We start from the raw sequence: 19,564 nt of genomic DNA, 5'->3' as shown, positions 1-19,564 counted from the left end.
CACGCGGCAGGCAGGAAAGGGAAAGCGAGAGGATTTAGACGATCAGCCGCGGGCTGTCACGAGGCTTTTGGCGTCCTGGGTTTGCGCGCCGGCCGTTGCGGCTTTTCGTCCGTGAGTTCAGTGACGTCCTCACCGGCATACAGCCGCCGGATCAACGTATAGATGATCACGGTCAGGGGCATCGCAAACAGCACACCCATTGGCCCAAGCAGGCCGGCAAAGCCGATGACGGCGAACAGGGTGACGATAACCGGGATGGAGGCAATGCGGCGCTGAACCGCCGGGGTGATGATATTGCTTTCCAGTTGTGAGACGCCGACATAGATGACCAGCGCCCAGATAAAAACCTGCCAGCCGGAAACCGCCGCCAGCAACAGACCAGGCCCTGCCGACACCACGGGCCCTACGATCGGCACGAACTGCGCCAGGCCGGATACCATGCCCAGGGCAAGCGCAGAGGGTACGCCCAGTATGGACAGGCCCACCGCCGTCAGTGTGCCGACCAGTACCATGGAAATGAACTGGCCGACAAACCACAGCCGCAAAGCGTGACCTGCAACATTCATGGCGTCGCGAACGCGTTCCTTATGTTCAGCCGAGAAGAGAAACACGACGCCGTCCCGGTATTTGTTGGGATTGATGGCGAGGATGATGCCGGCGATCGTGGCCACAAGCAGGTTGGCCAAGCTGGAAAATACGCTGCCCGCAATCAGCGGGATCTTGGACGTCAATCCCCCCGCCTGCTGCCCCAAGGCCGATAACTGTTGCTGCACCTCGTCATTGAGGCCCAGCACCTTCAAACGCGCCTGCAAAGCCTCCCACGCGGCCGGCAACTGCTTGGTCAGATTTTGTGTCTGCTGGGTCAGTTCGTAACCGAAAAGGGTAAAGGTGACGGCGATGAAACCCAGTACGACAACAAGTACGGTCAGCACGGCCAGAGTGTCGTTCAATGGCGTATATTTGATCAAAGGCTCGGCGAGCGCGCGCAGGACGGTCGCAATCACAATGGCGCCGAAAATCAGCAGCCACAATCCAAGCAGCTTGAAAACAAGCAGGCTGGCCGCAATGGCCACAATGACAAAAAGGACACGCTGAATGAAACCCATGTCCAGGGCCTTGCCGGTTTGAGTCATGAGGGCTCCCTTACGCTTTTGACCGTCCGTTCGACCAGATCGGCCAACAGACGGGCCGCATCCGGACGCGCCACCGATTTCGCCGCCCCGGCCCGCATCGGCAGCAACGACGCGCCTTCCAGCAGGGTGCGAACTTCGTCGCGCAGTCGTTCGGCTGTGAAGTCCTGTTCACGGATGACGATGGCGGCCTTGGCCTCCTTCAGCACCTCGGCATTATAGGTCTGGTGGTCGTCAGCCGCGATACGGAGTGGAATGAGGATCGACGGCTTTCCGGCCACCGCCAGTTCGCAGACCGTAGAGGCCCCCGCTCGGCCGATTACGATATGGGCACGGCCCAGACGTTCGGCCATGTTATTGAAAAAGGGAGCGACCTCCGCCTGAATTTCAGCGGCGGCATAGGTTGTCTTCGCCATTTCCGCCTGTTCTTCACGCGCCTGCTGTTCAACCGAGAGATTCATGCGCAGCGACATGGGCAACAAGGCCAGCGCCTGCGGGACAGTTTCGGAGAGGATTTTCGCCCCTTGCGAGCCGCCTGTGACCAGGATGCGGATCAGACCATCAGTGGGCGGATAGGGTTGATCGTAAAGCGCGCGGATGTCAGGCCGCACCGGATTGCCGACCACCTGAACCCTGCCTTCCAGTTCGTCCGGCGCCAGGCGCAAAACCGGAAAGGCGCAGGCGACGGCATCGACCTTTTTGACCAGTTGCCGGTTGGAACGGCCGAGAACCGAATTCTGTTCATGAATGAGGGTGATGTCCTTGCGCCCCAGCGCCGCCATCAGGGCGGGATAGGACGGATAGCCGCCGAAGCCGATGACGGCCCAGGGCTTCAGACGCCTGAACGCCTTGCGCGCCTGCAAGATACCCATGCCGATCTTGAAGGCGGCGCGCGCCATGCCGATCGGGTCGCCGGTTTTGAAGGTGGCGGCTTCGAGCGATAGCCGCTCAATGGCGGGAAACGCGTCGGCATAGGCGGCGCCGCGCTTGTCCGAGGCAAGCACTATGTCCCAGCCGCGGTCGATCAGTTCCCGCGCCAGCGCTTCGGCGGGAAACATATGACCGCCGGTACCGCCGGCGGCCACGACGGCTAAAGGTTTTTGCGAAAAGGAAGACGCCTTGCGGCGCGGTTTTGGTGTTTTAGGCGTAGCCAAGGCGCGTCCCCGAAAATCGTCTCGCCGAACCATAACGGTTCACAAATAAAAAGCTAAGGCCTTTTCTACCACTTGGTCGGGTCATCCTGTGGAATCTCTTCCTGGCGCTTACGCGTCAAGGCCAGAATGAAGCCCAGCGTCAGCCCCATGGCGAGCATGGACGACCCGCCATAGGAGATGAACGGCAAGGTCATGCCCTTGGGCGGGATCAAGCCCAGATTGACCGACACGTTTATGAGCACCTGCATGCCCAGCATGATGTACAGGCCAGACGTCGCAATTTGGCGAAACGGGTCCTGCATCGCCATAGCCTTCAAAAGGCCGCGCAGGATGATGAACCCGAAGATGCCGATCAGGATCAAGGTGAGCCAAAGGCCGTATTCTTCCGCAACAACCGAATAGATGAAGTCGGTATGAAGATCGGGAATATGGCGTTTCATGACGCCTTCGTTAAGACCGACTCCCCACAGGCCGCCATTAGCGATGGCCGCCTTGGCCTTGGCGACCTGGAAACCGGAATCGGCGTCCGGCGCGATGAAGCCCATAATCCGGGTGCGAAAGTGCGGCTGGATAAAGAACAGGCCGACCAACCCTGTCACCGCCACGCCCAACATGCCGAGAATCCAGCGGAACGGCACGCCGGAAATAAAGAAACAAGCCCCAAAGGCGATAGTGATCAGAATGGACTGGCCCACATCTGGCTGGATGAGCAGCAGGCCGATGGCCAAGGCGTAAAGACAGAAGGCGACGGTGACGCCCGGCACCCCCTTCCCCTTCTGCCCTTCTGAAAACATCCAGGCGATCAGGACGATCAGGGCCGGTTTAAGAAATTCCGAAGGTTGCAGGGCGATCGGCCCCAACTCCAGCCAGCGCCGCCCGCCTTTCGCGGCGTGGCCGATCAGCGGCAGCATGGCCATGATCGTAATCGCCGCGCCATAGGCCAGCAGGCTGACCCGCTTGACGCCTTTGAGCGATAGCATGGAAATGGCGATCATCACGCCGGCGGTCAGGATGGCAAAAAAGAAGTGACGCTTGGTGTAATAAAAGGTGTCGTAATTGCTGACGTGCGGCGCAGCGACAGGTGAGGACGAGAACGAAAAGAAGAAGCCGAGCACCAGGAGGATCAGCGCCAGGGTCAGGGTGACGCGGTCCAGCGTCCACCACCAGATGGCGGTAGGCGATCGGTCCGTTCGCGTAAACGGATGGGCATAGGCTTGGGTCATGAACGCATCCCGTCCGGACAGATTGACTTGGGGGCTATAGCCCAACAGGATTCAACAAAACGTGGTTAAAATCGCCTTAACCGCCCCACCCTTTCCTAACAGATTCTTATTGTTTGGACAGGTTTGGCCGATAGTGATGCGACGGCAGGACCGATGACACCGATATCGGGCCGCGAAAGCTCTAAACCTTCTCGCCCGTCACGCCGATCTTGATTTCACTGACCGCATCGCGGAAGGCATCGCCGCGCGCTTCGAAATCCGTGAACTGATCGAAGGACGCGCACGCGGGAGAGAACAGGACAATCTCCTCACGGCCGGTTTTCTCCGCTTGGGCGTAGGCCTGGGCCACGGCGGTGAACAGAAGACGCGACTGCGTGCAGGGGGCGGCTTTGCCGACCGTGGCTTCGAACAGTTCCGCCGCCTCACCGATCAGGTAGGCATGCTTTACCCGGTCGAACAGGTCGCGTAAGTCCTCGATCCCGCCGGCCTTGGCCTTGCCGCCCGCGATCCAGTAAAAATGATCGAACGAAGACATGGCCTGACGCGCGGCATCGGCATTTGTCGCCTTGGAATCGTTGATGAAACGCACCCGGCCGATCCGGCCGATTTCCTGCATGCGATGGGCCAGTCCGGGGAAGGTGCGCATGCCATTGACGATTTCGTCCATTTCGAGGCCGAGCGCCTTGCACGCCGAATAGGCGGCGGCGGCATTCTGCCAGTTATGGCGGCCGGTCAGGGTGCGTACGGCCTTGAGATCGATCACCTGGCGGGCGCGGACGCTCGTGCCGTCATATAACACGCCGTTTAGGGCATAGACGCCGTGGCCCAATGTGCGGCGGGCCGAAATCGAGATCAGCTTTACCGGGGAATTGACCCGCATATCGCTGATCAGGGCGGCGGTATAATCGTCGTCCGCGCCGATGATAGCGGTCTGCTTGGAGCTTTGCGCCATGAAGATGCGCTTCTTGGCCTTGATATAGCCTTCCATGCCGCCATGCCGGTCGAGATGGTCAGGCGTGATATTCATCAGGACGCTGACATCCGGCGCGAAGCTGAGGGTCAGGTCCAGCTGATAGGACGAGGTTTCGATGACATAGATGGCGCCAGCGTGCATTTCGGGCAGGTCGAGAATGCCGATGCCGATATTGCCGCCGACATGCACATCGCGACCAGCCGATTTCAGGATATGGCCGATTAGGGCGGTGGTGGTCGATTTGCCGTTTGTGCCGGTGATCGCCACAGTACGCGGACGCTTGTGCGCCGGCAGGATGGCCAGGGTGCGCGCGAACAGCTCGATATCGCCCAATACCGGCACACCCGCCGCCTTGGCCATGTCCACGGTCCAGTGCGGCGTTGGATGGGTCAAGGGCACGCCGGGTGACAGGACGAGCGCGGCGAACTCCGACCAGTCGGCGGTCTTCAGGTTCTCGACCGTGAAGCCTTCTTTCGTGGCCGGAAGCAGATTGGAAGGCTTGTCATCCCACAGGATCGGTTGCGCGCCTCCCGCCTTAAGGGCGCGCGCCGCACTCAGTCCGGACCGCCCCAGACCGAAGATCGCCACCTGTTTCCCCTCAAAGCCTTTAACCGGTATCATACTCGAACCTAACGTATTTTAAGCGTGGCCAGCCCGATCATGGCCAGCATGGCGGCAACGATCCAAAAGCGGATAACGACCGTGGATTCCGGCCAGCCCAGCTTCTCGAAATGGTGATGGATGGGCGCCATCAGGAACACGCGCTTTTTGGTCAGCTTGAAATAACCGACCTGGATCATGACCGACAAGGCCTCCATGACGAACAGACCACCGATGATGGCGAGCACGATTTCATGTTTGAGAGCGACGGCAACCGCGCCGAGACCGCCACCGAGGGCAAGTGAGCCGGTATCGCCCATGAAAATCTTGGCCGGCGGCGCATTGTACCACAAAAAGCCCATACCGCCGCCGATAATAGCCGCCAGAATCACCGCCACTTCGCCGGAGCCCGGCACGAAGTGAATGATCAGATAGTTGGCGAACTTGATATTTCCGACCAGATAGGCAATCAGGGAAAAGGCCCCCGCAGCGATCATCACCGGCACGATGGCCAGACCATCCAGGCCATCGGTCAGGTTGACCGCATTCGATGCCCCGACAATGACAACGGCGCCGAAGACGACATAAAAATAGCCCAGATTGAAGATGAAATTCTTGAAGACAGGCACGACCAGGGATGTCCCCAGTTGCGGCGCATCCACCGGCACTGGCGAATAGTAGATGAGTACCAGGACGGCGACCACAGCGACGGCGATCTGGGCGATCAGCTTCTGGATAGAGGTCAGGCCGGCCGAGGTCTGCTTGGTCACCTTGGCGTAATCGTCGATGAAGCCCAGCAGGCCGTATGCCATGGTCACGCCGAAGACCACCCAGGCCGAAGCCGAATGCGGATCGGCCCACAGGATGGTGCCGACAGCGATCCCGGCCAGGATCATGAGTCCGCCCATGGTCGGCGTACCTTTTTTCGTCAGCAAATGTGTCGAGGGGCCGTCCTCACGGATGGGCTGCCCTCGGCCCTGCTTGGCGCGCATCCAACGGATAAAGCGTGATCCCATGGCAACGGCGACGACCATAGCCGTGATCATGGCCAGGAAAATACGCACCGTCTGGTACTTCATCAGATTGATCAGGGGCCAGTGCTCATTCATGCCCTGAAAATGTTCGTACAGCAGATAAAACATACAGTTCCTTTGCCCTTATCCTATGCGGGGCCTTATCTTAAGGGCGTCATCGTCGCCCCTCTTGACTTCAGTCTGCCGACAACAGTGCTTTCGCGATCAGTCCGGCCCGTGAGCCGTTCGAGCCCTTTACCATAACCACATCCCCCCCTTGCAAGCCCTCAATCAGAACCGGGGTCAATTCCTGCGCCGTTTCGGCGTAACCGCCGCGCAATGCGGACGGCAGGGCCTCCCACAGGTTCTTCATCAAAGGGCCTGCCAGATAAACGCTGTCAATGTCCTGCGCCTCGATGACCCGCGCCAAATCGGCATGTAAGCGAGCGGCCTTCGGCCCCAGTTCGAGCATGTCGGTAAGGACGACAATTTTGCGTGATTCCGCCCCCTTCGGCCGTGTACCGAGCGATTGCAGAGTGGCGGTCATCGATACCGGGTTTGCGTTATAGCTTTCGTCGATGAGGGTTATCTCGCCGCCCTTGAACGCCTTTTGCGTGACCTTGCCACGTCCGTCCAGCGCCGCAGCCCCTTCCAACGCCGCGAGCGAGGTGTCGAGATCGACGTCGAGGGCTTCTAACATAAGAAGGACAGCCATGGCGTTCATCGCCTGATGTCGGCCGGTATGGGACAGAGAAAAAGCGATCTCCTTACCGTGGAAGCGTGCGGTGATATCGGCGCGATTGCCAGCGATGATATGAGACAACAGTTGCGCGTCCGTACCACCGGACTCACCGAAGGCGGCCACAAGCGCACCACTGCCGCGCGCTTCGCGTTGCAGAAAGTCGAACCACACATTGTCGGCGTTCAGGATGGCCAGGCCGCCGGGCACCAGTCCGTCAAAGATTTCAGCCTTGGCGCGCGCCACACCTTCGTCGCCGTCGGGGAAATTCTCGGTATGTGCGCCGCCGACCGTTGTAATAATGGCGGCGTGCGGCGCAACGAATTCCGACAAGGGCGTGATTTCGTCGGCGTGGTTCATACCGATTTCAAAGACCGCGCGTTCGGTATTCGCCGGCATACGCGCCAGGGTCAGTGGCACGCCGATATGGTTGTTGAAGCTCTTGATCGCCGAATGGGCCCGCCCGGCGCGTGTCAGCCCCTGCATCACTATCTGAGTGACGCTGGTCTTGCCCACCGAGCCGGTAACCGCACCGCGGCGGGCATTCACAGCCCGGTTGCGCGCAAATACCGCCAGCTTTTCGAGCGCAACCTGGACATCGGGCACCAGCAGGCAGGGACCACCTTCGACAGGACGCCGGGTAATGGCGATGGCCGCTCCAGACTGAAAAGCCTGCGCCACGAAATCGTGGCCATCGCGCGCGCCCTTGAGCGCCAGGAAGATATCACCCGGCATCAGGGCACGGCTGTCGAAATTGATGCCAGTGGCCACCGAAACGCTTCCCGCTCCGGTCAAGGTCCCACCTGTGGCCTTGGCCAGTTCGTCAAAGGTCCAGAGAGGGGTATCGGCCATGGCTCACGTGCGTCTAGTGTAAAAACGCCATTGAACCTGACTCAGCGATTTAGGCAAGCGCGAGTGTGTTAACGCGCCCACCGGCGGCCGCCGTCGGCGTGTCCCGGGCGACGCGAAAACGATTGGCTGTCAAGCATCGCCGCGCAGCGTACTTGAGTACGTGAGCAGCGAAGCGGAGACAGACGTGATTTTGCAGACCGCCCCGACGAGGTTAAGCGCTCAATAAACGGGGCATTCCATCCAACGATAGGGCATCGCCCAACGAATACCCATGGAGCGCGTGACGACAAATCCCTTGGACTGCGAAGGGCCGCTGGTCATTTGCGAGCAGTGACTCATATAGATGTCCGACGGCAGGTAGCTATCGAGACGCCGCACCGACAGGCTCTTGTCCTCGTTCAGCTTCACCTCTGCCACGTCATAGCGATTATAACTCCCGTCATACAGGCGATCATCGACGACGACGCGGCTGTTCAGGACCACGACGGTGGCGCGGCGCAGCCCTTGGCTACGCAGATAGTCTCTGGCCGGATCGAAGCATTCTGCGGCTTCCGGTGGACTATCCTTTCCATCCGATGTGTGGCGTGGCCGACCATCACGCCAGTTACGGCGGTCGGAGCAATCGACCAGAAACAGATCATCGCCATAGGCTTCCCAGATTTCGGTCGGTATGGGGGCTGGTGGCGCGCCACAGGTGCTGACGGCCTTTTCGACGACATACAGACCATCGGCCCTGTCTTCGACGTACCAGCCCACCTCTTCAGCGAACCGGCAGCCATCGGCGCTGTTCAGGTAAGCCTTGTCGAACCAGCGGGCATCGGCCTTGAACTTTCGGTCGCCCTTGCGTTTCAGCACCCACTGATCGATCGCCTTGCCGTACAGCACGTCACCGGCCTTGACCGGCTGTTGCGCGGCGATCAGATCCATTTCCTTTTCGTCCGGGTGGGTTTGCAGATAGCGGATCGCCGGTTCGGCGCACCAGCTTGTCCTCAGGCTGAACTGCGGATCGCAATCGCTACCGGTGGTGGCCAGATACCGCGCCGGGCCCGCCGCACGAACCGTTTCCGTACGGTGCCAGGCATCCGCACCCCCTGACCGGAGGGGCGGTCCGTCAGGCGTAAAGGGACCATTGGGGGTTCGCGGCCCGCCGCCACAGGTCACCACCTGGGTTTCCGTCGCCACGCCATCATGAAGGGCATATTCGACCGCCTCACCCGCCAGCGCATAGCAGTCGCGCGGGACCCGAACATCAGAGGTCGTGAATTCAATCCGACGGGCCCGAAACCCTTCGGCCGTGGGAAACAGGTCGTACACCGCATAGTCACGGCCATAGATGCCTGATACCCAGGTGCCGCGCGGCGGTGTGTTCAAACCGAGCACGCGCGTCTCTCCCTGAGCGGCCGGTTTCAGCTTGACCTTATCGAAGCAGGGGCCACCCGCAATGGATTGGTATTTCACGGGACAGTCGGCGCGCGGCACGGCAAGCTGAAGATCGGCGCCTTCGACCGCCCGAACCGTGCCAAAGCGGGCGGGCTCGACCAGCACCGGCTGCGGCCTCTGCGCCAAAGCCGCCGCAGGCAGCAAAACCGCAAGTGCCACTGAAAATGGCACCCAAATTCGAATATTTGTCATTGCCCCACCCTGATCCATATGGCTCTTCATACCGCCAATTCTGGGACACGATCAAGCGGTCCCAAACCTATGCCGGTGGTCGGAGAGTGCGCGGAGGGTGATGAACCCGCGCTGAACGAACCTATTTTGAAAGCGCCTCACGCACGACGCTGGCGTCGTCGAACGGCAGGACGGTCGCGCCGACGATCTGCCCTTGTTCATGCCCCTTGCCTGCCACAACCAGCACATCGCCCGCTTTCAGAGCAGCCACCGCTTCAAAAATGGCGGTCCGGCGATCGGCGATCTCAACGGCGCCCTTATCCATTCCCGCAAGAACATCGGCGCGAATGGCGGCCGGGTCTTCCGTGCGCGGATTATCATCGGTCACGATAGCGCGGTCGGCCAGACGTTGGGCGATAGCACCCATCTGCGGGCGCTTGCCGCGGTCGCGATCGCCGCCGCATCCGAAAACGCAGACCAGCTTGCCCTGGGTATGGGGACGCAAGGCCTTGAGGACGGTTTCGAGGCCGTCTGGCGTATGGGCATAATCAACATAGACTTCGGCGCCGTTCGATTTGGCGCCCGCGCGTTCCAGGCGGCCGCGCGCGCCCTTGAGGTGCGACAGCGCCTCGATCACGCCACCCGCATCCTCACCGGCGGCAATGGCCAGACCGGCGGCGACAAGCGCGTTCGACGCCTGGAAAAGTCCGGCCAATGGCAACTTGGTTTCGTATTTTTTGCCTTGATGCTCCAGATAGAGAATCTGGCCATCCACGGTCAGATCGCGCCCGGTCATGCACAAGGCCCCACCCCGTTCACCGACGCTCATCACCGACACGCCCGACAGGATAGACATGGCGGCAAAGGCGTTATAATTCTCGGAATCGGCGTTCAGCACCGCCGTCTTGCCGCGCGGCAAAAGCTGCTCGAAAAGACGCAACTTGGCCGTCCGATAGGCGTCCATCGTCGCGTGATAATCGAGGTGATCCTGGGTCAGATTGGTGAATCCGGCCGCCGTAAGCGATACCCCGTCCAACCGGCGCTGATCGATGCCGTGCGAGGAGGCCTCCAGCGCCAGGTGTGTGACGCCGCTGCTCGCCAGTTCCGCCAGGTGCCGCGCCAGGTCGGCGGCGTCTGGCGTGGTAAGACCCGGACCGGTCAGAGCGACTTCCGTGCCGTCGACATCCTGCGTCACCACGCCCAACGTGCCCATGCTGGCCGATTTATGGCCCAGGCGACTGAAAATCTGGCGACAGAAGGTAGCGACGCTGGTCTTGCCGTTGGTGCCGGTAATGGCAACGCAGGTCCGGGGTTGCGCGCCATAGAATGCTTTGGCTGCCAAAGCGTAGGCGCGACGCACATCGGATACGTTGACGACAACGGACCCGGCTTCGGCCAGCGTACCTTCGGGTGCCAGAATGGCAGCCGCACCCTGTTTGAGTGCCTGGGAAATGAACTGGCGGCCATCCACAGCGTTTCCGGGCAAGGCACAGAAGAGGGCGCCCTCACCCACCTTACGGCTGTCGGCGGTGACACCCGTGACCAGAGGATCGGTATCGAGATCCCGTCGCAGTATATCGGACAAACGCAGGGAGACTTGGGCCGTCATTTAGTGTTCGTCTCCGGTTATATCTTCGGCCTGAACGGGCGCCTTATCCCATTCCGGTCCGGTAAACTTGTCCTCGTGGCGGCCCACGCCGAGGAAGGGCGCGATACGTTCGATGACGTGGCCCGCGACAGGCGCCGCCACATAGGCACCGGTTTTTACGCCGCTGCTTTCCTTGGCACCCTGGGGCGAGTCGAAAGTAACCAGAACAGAATAGCGATCGCCATCCACAGGTCCGTCGGTCGGAAAGACCGCAAAGAAGGAGGACACGCGATCGGCCGTATAACGCCCGTTCACTGGCTTCTGAGCGGTGCCGGTCTTGCCGCCGACGCGAAGTCCCGGCGCATTGGCACGCGTGCCCGTGCCCTTGAGCACGTTTTCACGCATCAGTTCCAGCATGGTGCGCGACGTCGCGGCTGAGAAAACCTGCGAACCGGCAACCGGCGAATGGCCGTCATACTTGCGGATGGTCAAGGGACGCAGATAGCCGCCGTTGAGCGCGGCATTAGCGGCTTCGACGAAGCTGAGCGGGGTAATGGCCATGCCCTGACCGAAGGCCGAAGACACCAGGGAACTGTCCGACCACCGGCCCGGAAGCAAAGGCGACGCAGGCTCGGTCAATTCGATATCGGCGGACCGGAACAGGCCCAGCGCTTCGTAATAGCGCGTCATCGCGGTGGCACCGACATCCAGGGCAACCCGCGACGTGCCGATATTGGACGATTTGATGAAAACGTCGGTCAGGCTCATCAACTCGGTCGATTCGTGATCGTCATGGATGATCCGCGACCCGAGCTTGAACGGCTGACGGCCGTCATAAACCGAACTCAGCGATGCCGTGCCGGTATCCAGGCCGACGGAGATGGAGATAACCTTGAAGATCGAGCCCAGTTCGTAGCGGTCCACGGCTGCATGGTTGCGTTTTGCGGCATCACTGAACGCGCCGGGCCGGTTCAGGTCGAAATCGGGCCAGCTGGCCATACCCAGCACTTCGCCGGTGCGGACATTAGTGACAATCCCGATAGCCCCCTGAGCACGTTGAGCCTCCGCCATCGCCCGCAGTTCGTTTTCAAGCGCGCCCTGGACGCGCAGATCCATGGCCAGTTGCACAGGCGCGTCATTGACCGCGCTGGCGGCAATCTGGTCCTGCAAGGCCTTTTCGGCGCCGGACAGCCCCTCGCCGCCGCGCTGGGTCATGCCGATGTAGGCCGACCCCGTATTGGCCAGCGGATAATCGCGCACGCGTTCGGCTTCAAAACTTATGCCAGGCAGGCCGTAATTCAGGATTTCGTCGCGCTTGCCTGGCTTGAGGTTATTGGTCAGCAGCAGGCGCTTGTTCGCCTTGAACGGCTTTTCGATCTGATCGCGCGGCAGGTCGGGGAAAATCTGCAGCAATGCCCGTCGCACCAGGGCGCGATCTTCGCCTGTCATGTCCTTCGGGTCGACAAAAATGCTGTAATTGTTGACATCGGTGGCCAGAAGCCGGCCGTTCCGATCCACCAGTTGCGATCGCGCGTTTGGTTCGCCGCTCAGGGCCGTCACCTGAGCGCCGCCAGCCAGTGAGGCGCGCATGGCGAAACCGGCCAGCAGTACATAGGCTGCGGTCATACCGACCAGAATACAGAAGATGCGCATCCGCGTGCTGGATGCCTTAACCCCGGATGCATTGGCGCGCTCAAAAGCGTGTTCAACTTTCCACACGCGGTCGGCCACCCATTGGAAGCCGGATTGGGTCGAATCGAAGAACCGGATGCTCATCAATGCGCTCCCGCCTTGGCGGTTACGGCGATCAGGTCACTGTGCGGCTCACTGGCCGGGGCAGGAGTCGCCACCGGCGCCACGGGTGCGGGTGGCGTCTGAGTCGGCGGGGCGACGGGTTTAGACGTAGCGCGGGAAATTTCGCCGAGCGATTCCAGGCGCGCTTCGTGATTGGGTTCGACCGCCTTCATGCCGAGATACTGCTTGGCCAGGGCCTCAAGGCGGCCGGGACGCTCGAGTTGCGCCACCTGGATCTTGAGATCGTTTACAGCCCCCTGCTCCGTCGCGATCTGGCGGTCGAGATCGTTCATGCGGCGGACGTCTTCGCCTTCCTTCGCCTTCGACAGACAGACCCAGAAAATCAGACCGAAAACCAGCACCAGGCCGATCAGTTCGATCAACCGGATGCCGCGGACGCGTTGTTCGAAAAGTCGCATAAAGCCGTTCATGAGCGAACCTTTTGCTGACGGGGCGGAGTGGAAGATTGCGAAAGTGGTACGGAAGTCCGGCGCACAGCACGCAGCTTAGCCGAACGGGCGCGTGGATTGGCGGCGGTTTCCGCGTCGGACGCCTGCACCGCCTTGGCCGTGACCAAAGTATAGATGGCAGGCTTGGTTTCGATCTTTTGCGGGGCGTAGCGCGAACCGGCCGAGACCTTGCCAGCCTTTTCATTGAAGACGGTCTTTACGATACGGTCTTCCAGCGAATGGAACGTCACCACCGCCAGCACGCCATCCGGCCGAAGCAGGGTCTCCGCGACATCCAGCGCGCGTTCCAGCTCACCCAGTTCATCATTGACGGCAATACGCAACGCCTGGAAGGTGCGCGTGGCCGGGTGAACGGCGGCACCGCGGCGGCCGCCCAGGGCGCGTTCGACCACTTCGGCCAGGTCGAGCGTACGTTCAAAGGGCCGCTCATCCCGGCGTTTGACAATGGCGGCAGCGATGCCGCGCGACTTGTGCTCTTCGCCGTACAGCCAGATAATGTGTGCGATATCTTCCTTGGCGTCGAAATTGACGATGTCCGCGGCCGATTTGCCGGTAACGCTCATACGCATATCCAGCGGACCGTCGCGCATGAAGGAGAAGCCGCGATCGGCTTCATCAAGCTGCATGGAGGAAACGCCGATATCGAGCACGATGGCATCGCACGCGTCGTGACCCAAATCCGCCAAGCCTTCCCGCATTTCGGAAAAACAGCGATTGACCCAGTGGAAGCGGCCCGGAAAGTCAGCGACAAGGGCATCGACATAGGGTTTGACGCGGGCATCGCGATCGAACGCAATGACGGTCGCACCCTTTTGCAGAATGGCGCGCGAATAGCCGCCGGCGCCGAATGTGCCATCCACCACCAGCTTGCCGTTCACGTCACCCAGCGCGTCCAGCACTTCGGGGAGCAGAACGGAAATGTGCGCCTGTTCGCTCATATCATCGCCTCGCGCTTGGCAAAGGCGGCGGCGACCAGGGCATCCTGTTCGGCCAGGTATTTGGCGTAGGCCGCCGGCTCCCAGATCTGGAAGCTTTCGCCCATGCCGGCAATGACGACGTCGCCGGTCAGACCGAACGTCTGGCACAGCTTTTCCGGTAAGGTGATGCGACCGGCGGTGTCGAAGCCGAGCTTATGCATCGAGGCATAAAAGCGAGTCTGCATGGCGGCGCGGGTTGCGGTCATTGGCGGGTATGAATTGATCACGTCACGTTGCATGGCGAAAAACGCCGCTCCACCGCATTCGATGCAGTCGGCACTGATCGCGGGAAAACAGTACACCCCCTCGAAAGGCTCGATGCCGGGAACCGCCGCCAAGGCCGTGGCGCGGAAATCCGACGGCACCAACAGGCGCCGCTTCGCATCCAGCTGTTTCTCGTGGGTCGAGAGAAACACGTCCCCGTCCAGGCCGTTTTGGCCTGCTCCCTGATATCCCTCGAAGCGTCCAACCGGCCCTCCCGGCCAGATCATCTTCGGGACCAGATAGGGTTAACATGGGATTAAATGGGATGCAATGACTCTGGATGACACCAAATGGGGATTCTGCGCATAAACCGGCCCAATAGTGGATAAGTATAGAACAAACATGGAACATTTATACTTACGCCTGTACGCTAACTGAACGCTATTTAAACAAGGAGGATCGGCCCCTTGGCCGGCATACGGGGCGCCAACCAATATTGGCCTGCCCGCCGCTTTTGCGATACCAGGGGTTGTACGCGTAAGTATTTAATACAGACTTAATGGTTAACGGCCGCGGGCGAGTCGCGCGGCTTCGAAATGCATGCCGTCCGGGCGCGGACGCCCTGACACCGGGCACTCAGGCAAAAATTTTGTAAAAATGGGCCAGATGACCTGTAAGCCGGGTTCTGTCCAGCGGAGTTGCCTCCGCGTGGGCGATCATTCCTCTTGGCCGGCCATTGCTGGACGGCTCACGCAACCTACCCGAACGGTCTGGGGCGGTAATGCCCTGTCGCCGGTTGCCCGGTACGACGCGCCGTTCCTATTTGGTCTTGCTCCTGACGGGGCTTGCCATGCCGTGTCCGTTGCCGGAAACGCGGTGCGCTCTTACCGCACCCTTTCACCCTTGCCGAACCGGAGTCCGGCGGTCTGCTCTCTGTGGCGCTATCCCTGGGGTCACCCCCGGCGGGAGTTACCCGCCGCCATATTACCGTGGAGCCCGGACTTTCCTCTGCTTCGTGAGAGATCTCACATCCACAGCGACCGCCCAGTCATCTGGCCCAGGGCGCTTGTAGTTCAGTTGCGCGGCTCGATCAAGGCGCCGATCACGAGAAGCAGCCAGCCCAGTATAGTCAGGCCACCACCGATGGGCGCCAGCATGGCCAATGCAGCCAAGCCGGTAGAGACGTGCAAGAGGATTTCAAGCGCGAACAGACCGCTCCCCGTCAGCATCAGCGCGATCGGCAAGGCGCGGCGCCAGTTGCTGACAAGCTGGGTATTGACCAGGGCCAAGCACGCGGCAGCATGAAACAACAAGAACTGCCCCCCAACGGCCAGCAAGCCGACCTGCGGGGGATGGGAGCCGGACGCCAGCATGGCAACACCGGCAAGGCCCCATAGGGCGGCAATGGCGAGGATAATGCGTTGTCCGGTCATACGCGTCGCTCCTTAAGGCACCATGCCAAAAGGTGGTCATCACTTTTTGGATAAACATGATGCAAAATCAAATAACTAGAGCAATTCGCTCTAGGGCTTGATATCTATGGGTGTGCCGTCCGCGACACTTGCCCATAGATCGTCGATATCGTTATTACTGACCGCGATACAGCCCGCCGTCCAGTCATAGGGGATTTTAAGGCCACCCGACAAGGTGCCATTCGGCTGACCGTGGATAAAGATGTCGCCGCCGGGCGAAACGCCGCGGGCCTTTGCCTGAGCCCGGTCGGTTGCATTGGGATAGGAGATTTTGAGAGACCGGTGATAGCCGCTGGCGCGATTGCGTCCCGAAATCACGTAGGCGCCCTCCGGTGTGCGCCCGTCACCCTCTTCAGTCTTGTGACCGGCGGGATGAGGCCCCAGCGCGATGTGATAGGTTTTCAGGACATTACCGGCCGCGTCCAAGGTTGATAGGCGGCGCGCCGCCTTCCACACCACAATGCGCGCGACCCGCGCGGCCGAAACACCGGTCAATGCCAGCGCCAGCGGAACACAGATCAGGTCACGGCGCCGCATCAGGCATCCGTCAGGCTGATATGGCGCAGCAACGCCATCAAGGTGACGCGTAGTTTCGCATCGGCGCGACCTTCCAGATCGCCGCCGATCTGATCGGGCAGCCAGTGGCGCTGGAACGCCGTGACAACTGTAGCGGTCTCCGCGTCATACGGCCCGCCCGCCAGGATATTGTACCCCAGCTTACCGAGCGCGGATTGCAGGGAAAATACCCCAAGCCCTTCATCGCCCGCGCCTAACGGCGGCCCCATCGCCCCTTCGGGCGGCATGTCCGGCTGGACCCACAGCCCGTGACCGTGCGCTGCCAGCTCCTGCCAGGGGAAGCGTTCGCCCGGATCGATCTTGCGCCCCGGCGCGACGTCGGAATGCCCAAGTATACGGTGATCGGGAATATCCCAGCGCTCCCGGATGTGGTCGAGCAGCCCGATGACGGCGTCGATCTGCGCCGGTGAAAAGTCGATGTAACCGAATTCGTGACCCGGATTGACGATCTCTATGCCTATCGATGCGCCATTTATGTCGGTTTCGCCCTTCCAGAAGCTGACACCGGAATGCCAGGCCCGGCGTTCCTCGGCGATCAGGTGAAAGACACGCCCATCCTCTTCAACCAGATAATGCGCGGACACCTGACTTGCGGGATCGCACAGGCGCTCCAGCGCGGCCTGACCGGTCATCATGCCGGTGTAATGCAGCACCACCATGTCAGGCGGGCCTTTGCGTTCATTAAAATTGGGGGACGGCGTTTCGATCATGGCTGCTTTCTTACCGGCATCCTCGGTTCCCACCAAATAAAAATACGCAAATCAAGGACATCAGCAAACAAAAACGCCGCCATCATGCGACGGCGGCGCTCGAAATCTCATCGGAAATAAGGACGCCTAGTAGACGGTCCAGGTCGATCCATGCTTGCGGGCCTCATAGACACCCTTGCCATCATCGGTACGCAGGTGAACCTTGGCCGGCTTGCGGGTCAAAAACGCCATAAGCGCCATGCCACCGACAACCAGCGCGCCAACGACGGCGACCGAAGCCGCGAACACGACCAGCAGGGCCAGAGCGGCCATTACGGCCACGCCTGCGAGAACCATCGCCAGGCCAGTCACCACACGCGCAATCAGATTTTTGCGGCGGACCTGGCCCCACGGCTGATAGCTGCGGGTAAAACGGGCAAACGACGTTTCACGCTGGTTCATGAACTGAAGCCTCTTACAAAGAAAGACAATACATGTCTCTTATATCAACAGATTGGCACGATTAAGACCTACGTCAACCTCTTGCAGTGCAAAAGGCATCAATTTTAAGCCTCTTCCGTGTCAAACGACCGGCTATTTCAGGCAAAGTAACTGTAAATGCCTAAAAATCCTGTAAAAATTCGCGCCTATGCTGCGGCGCCACGTTCCTTCACAATTTGGTCATATGCCGAGTTGATCAGGGCCGTTTTCTGAGTATAGAGCGCCTCAAAGTCGTCAGGCAGACCGCGCGCCCGTATGCGATCAGGATGGAAGTCGTTGAGGCGCAAACGCCGCGCCACCCGGATATCGTCATCGCTGGCGTCGGGCGTGAGGCCCAGAATATAATAAGGATCTTCCTCGCTCAGCGGCACGTAACCGGCACGCACGCGGCGGTACGCCGCCTGGCTGAGGCCAAACAACTCAGCCACGGTTTCCAGGTAATTTTCTTCCTGATGGCTGAGGTGTCCGTCGGATACCGCAATATGAAAAAGGCCTTCCAGCACATCTTCCAGAATCTGCGGACAGTTGCTGTAGCGCTTGGCCAGACGACGGGCATAGGATTCAAATCCGAGCGAGGTTTGGCGCGCCAGATCGTAGAGGCGCATGACGTCGCGCATCGCCTTCTGGTCTGGCTGAAATACATGAAGAAACGCCGTTTGCTCGACCTCATGGGCCAGACCGTCGGCCATGGCCAGCTTGGCGCCCAAGGCCGTCACCGCCGTTGCAAAGGCAGGATCGGCGCCCGGCGGCCCTTTCGGGCATTCCGTGCACTCGGCGGCATCGAACTTGCGCACCGCCAACTGGGCCAGGTTTTTCCAGAATGACATCTTCACTCGCAGACTTATGAACCCCGATCTTAGCCGAAATGCGGCGGTATGTGTGCTTAACTTTTCTTAATTGGATGAATTTCCCGGTAAAAAACTTTACTAATGGCGATTTTATGCCTTGTTTTCTGTATAAGGAAGCTATTCGGCCAAAACGCCTGTGCGCTTTTGCCGCAATCTCTATAGGGTCGGTGGCGACCCTAAATCGAACGTCCGGAGTGTCATTTGCGCCTGTTGAAGTCGTCCCTGCTCTGTTTGAGCGCTTGCGCCCTCGCCCTGTCCGCCATATCGGCGGAGGCAAAACCCAAGGCGCAGCCCACAACGGCAAAAAAGGCCGCCTCCGCTCAGGTCATACCTGCGGCAAACAGTCCGGCCGTTACCGGACGAAACACCGACGGCTCACTGCGTACGCCCATTCTCGAAGACGCGCCGTCCGATGATTTCCTGAAAGTCGCCTGGTGCCACGGCATACTGTCCGGCAATATGGAAATCGCCGAAATGATCGATTCCGTCGCGCCGGTCGACGATCAGATCCAGAAGATCGGCATGTCCTACCTGCGCTCCTATGAAGCCGCCCTGACACTTTCAGGACGCGGCAAGGACGAAGCCCAGCACAAGAAGGCCGAGCAGGTGCGCGATTATGGCTATAATCAGTGGAGCGCCACCCGCGCCGCGCCGCCCAAGGAAGCCGCCTTCGCCTATGCCAACTGGCAATTGCCGGGTGAATGCGAACACGCCGCCGTTCGCCTGTCCGGCCACCCCAACCTGTTCGCCGAAATGGCGACGGACGAGGAAGCCACCGCCATCGCCGCAGCCCTCAGTTCGGGCGGCCCGCACAATTACGAAGAACTGCCCAAGCCGATCCTGACGGCGCAGTCCGCACCGGTCGATGGCGACGCGCCGGTATCCAGCAACACCCTGGCCCGCCGCGTCACGGCCTCCAGCACCCTGCCCTCCGTACCCGATGTAAAGTCGCAGGGCGATGGCACGGCGGAGACCACCCTGCCGACCCAGACGGCCAACGATCCCAATCACGTCGAAAAACGTAAGTGGTCGGATGGCCTGGGTTACCGCCTGGGGTGGAGCAATACGCCGAAGAAGAAGGTTAACTGACGGTAACCATCGACCGCTTTTGGTGATGCTGCACCGCGAACACCGTTAACCGCGCCTTAAC

General features: G+C 60.5%; 18 protein-coding genes and 1 other RNA gene. 1 reads left to right on the top strand and 18 read right to left on the bottom strand.

The features are described 5' to 3' along the window. Positions 1 to 56 precede the first annotated feature (56 nt). The 18 genes from AEAC466_RS26170 to AEAC466_RS26095 form a co-directional block, all read right to left on the bottom strand. Positions 57 to 1,133: an AI-2E family transporter gene (locus AEAC466_RS26170; RefSeq protein WP_023456694.1), complete on the bottom strand. Its 1,077-nt coding sequence runs from the start codon at positions 1,131 to 1,133 to the stop codon at positions 57 to 59. Next, positions 1,130 to 2,284 carry an undecaprenyldiphospho-muramoylpentapeptide beta-N-acetylglucosaminyltransferase gene (gene murG / locus AEAC466_RS26165; protein WP_255346289.1) on the bottom strand — a complete coding sequence of 385 codons (1,155 nt, stop codon included), beginning with the start codon at positions 2,282 to 2,284 and terminating at the stop codon, positions 1,130 to 1,132. The genes AEAC466_RS26170 and murG overlap by 4 nt, the downstream gene beginning before the upstream one ends. 65 nt (positions 2,285 to 2,349) lie before the next feature. Further along, positions 2,350 to 3,507 (bottom strand): peptidoglycan glycosyltransferase FtsW, encoded by a 1,158-nt coding sequence (locus tag AEAC466_RS26160; protein WP_031238166.1) that lies wholly within the window; start codon positions 3,505 to 3,507, stop codon positions 2,350 to 2,352. Between the two features lie 181 nt (positions 3,508 to 3,688). Next, positions 3,689 to 5,101: a UDP-N-acetylmuramoyl-L-alanine--D-glutamate ligase gene (gene murD / locus AEAC466_RS26155; protein WP_023456691.1), complete on the bottom strand. Its 1,413-nt coding sequence runs from the start codon at positions 5,099 to 5,101 to the stop codon at positions 3,689 to 3,691. 8 nt (positions 5,102 to 5,109) lie between these two features. Next, the gene (mraY, locus tag AEAC466_RS26150) at positions 5,110 to 6,222 is read right to left on the bottom strand and encodes a phospho-N-acetylmuramoyl-pentapeptide-transferase (protein ID WP_023456690.1); all 1,113 of its coding nucleotides are present in this window, start codon (positions 6,220 to 6,222) and stop codon (positions 5,110 to 5,112) included. A gap of 67 nt (positions 6,223 to 6,289) precedes the next feature. Then, positions 6,290 to 7,684 carry a UDP-N-acetylmuramoyl-tripeptide--D-alanyl-D-alanine ligase gene (locus AEAC466_RS26145; RefSeq protein ID WP_023456689.1) on the bottom strand — a complete coding sequence of 465 codons (1,395 nt, stop codon included), beginning with the start codon at positions 7,682 to 7,684 and terminating at the stop codon, positions 6,290 to 6,292. A 219-nt stretch (positions 7,685 to 7,903) separates the two neighbouring features. Continuing rightward, on the bottom strand, positions 7,904 to 9,316 hold the full coding sequence (locus AEAC466_RS26140; protein ID WP_031238165.1) for a hypothetical protein: 1,413 nt from the start codon (positions 9,314 to 9,316) through the stop codon (positions 7,904 to 7,906). A 121-nt stretch (positions 9,317 to 9,437) separates the two neighbouring features. After that, complete coding sequence (locus tag AEAC466_RS26135) at positions 9,438 to 10,904, bottom strand: UDP-N-acetylmuramoyl-L-alanyl-D-glutamate--2,6-diaminopimelate ligase (RefSeq protein ID WP_023456687.1); 1,467 nt, start codon at positions 10,902 to 10,904, stop codon at positions 9,438 to 9,440. Beyond that, positions 10,905 to 12,659, bottom strand: a complete 1,755-nt coding sequence (locus tag AEAC466_RS26130; protein WP_023456686.1) for a peptidoglycan D,D-transpeptidase FtsI family protein — start codon at positions 12,657 to 12,659, stop codon at positions 10,905 to 10,907. Continuing rightward, positions 12,659 to 13,096: a cell division protein FtsL gene (gene ftsL / locus AEAC466_RS26125; protein ID WP_235074124.1), complete on the bottom strand. Its 438-nt coding sequence runs from the start codon at positions 13,094 to 13,096 to the stop codon at positions 12,659 to 12,661. Before ftsL ends, AEAC466_RS26130 begins: the two co-directional genes overlap by 1 nt. A gap of 8 nt (positions 13,097 to 13,104) precedes the next feature. Next, a complete protein-coding gene (rsmH, locus tag AEAC466_RS26120; RefSeq protein WP_023456684.1) occupies positions 13,105 to 14,085 on the bottom strand; it encodes a 16S rRNA (cytosine(1402)-N(4))-methyltransferase RsmH in 981 nt (326 codons plus the stop codon). Then, a complete protein-coding gene (locus AEAC466_RS0121975; protein ID WP_035429126.1) occupies positions 14,082 to 14,540 on the bottom strand; it encodes a division/cell wall cluster transcriptional repressor MraZ in 459 nt (152 codons plus the stop codon). The genes rsmH and AEAC466_RS0121975 overlap by 4 nt, the downstream gene beginning before the upstream one ends. Before the next feature lie 446 nt (positions 14,541 to 14,986). After that, an RNA gene (rnpB, locus tag AEAC466_RS43590) (RNase P RNA component class A) lies at positions 14,987 to 15,384 on the bottom strand. A 17-nt stretch (positions 15,385 to 15,401) separates the two neighbouring features. Continuing rightward, positions 15,402 to 15,761, bottom strand: coding sequence for a DUF423 domain-containing protein (locus AEAC466_RS26115; protein WP_023456682.1), 360 nt, complete (start codon positions 15,759 to 15,761; stop codon positions 15,402 to 15,404). 90 nt (positions 15,762 to 15,851) lie between these two features. Then, positions 15,852 to 16,337, bottom strand: coding sequence for a L,D-transpeptidase family protein (locus tag AEAC466_RS26110; RefSeq protein ID WP_023456681.1), 486 nt, complete (start codon positions 16,335 to 16,337; stop codon positions 15,852 to 15,854). Further along, positions 16,337 to 17,086 (bottom strand): N-acetylmuramoyl-L-alanine amidase, encoded by a 750-nt coding sequence (locus AEAC466_RS26105; RefSeq protein ID WP_023456680.1) that lies wholly within the window; start codon positions 17,084 to 17,086, stop codon positions 16,337 to 16,339. The genes AEAC466_RS26110 and AEAC466_RS26105 overlap by 1 nt, the downstream gene beginning before the upstream one ends. 126 nt (positions 17,087 to 17,212) lie before the next feature. Continuing rightward, positions 17,213 to 17,527 carry a hypothetical protein gene (locus tag AEAC466_RS26100; protein ID WP_023456679.1) on the bottom strand — a complete coding sequence of 105 codons (315 nt, stop codon included), beginning with the start codon at positions 17,525 to 17,527 and terminating at the stop codon, positions 17,213 to 17,215. A gap of 185 nt (positions 17,528 to 17,712) precedes the next feature. After that, on the bottom strand, positions 17,713 to 18,393 hold the full coding sequence (locus tag AEAC466_RS26095) for a TerB family tellurite resistance protein (protein ID WP_023456678.1): 681 nt from the start codon (positions 18,391 to 18,393) through the stop codon (positions 17,713 to 17,715). Between the two features lie 222 nt (positions 18,394 to 18,615). Here AEAC466_RS26095 and AEAC466_RS26090 point away from each other — a divergent pair, with 222 nt between their 5' ends. Further along, complete coding sequence (locus AEAC466_RS26090; protein ID WP_023456677.1) at positions 18,616 to 19,503, top strand: hypothetical protein; 888 nt, start codon at positions 18,616 to 18,618, stop codon at positions 19,501 to 19,503. Positions 19,504 to 19,564 lie beyond the last annotated feature (61 nt).

It is taken from the genome of Asticcacaulis sp. AC466 (genome assembly GCF_000495815.1).
Taxonomy (GTDB): Bacteria; Pseudomonadota; Alphaproteobacteria; order Caulobacterales; family Caulobacteraceae; genus Asticcacaulis.
This window is presented reverse-complemented; position numbering and strand designations above follow the sequence as displayed.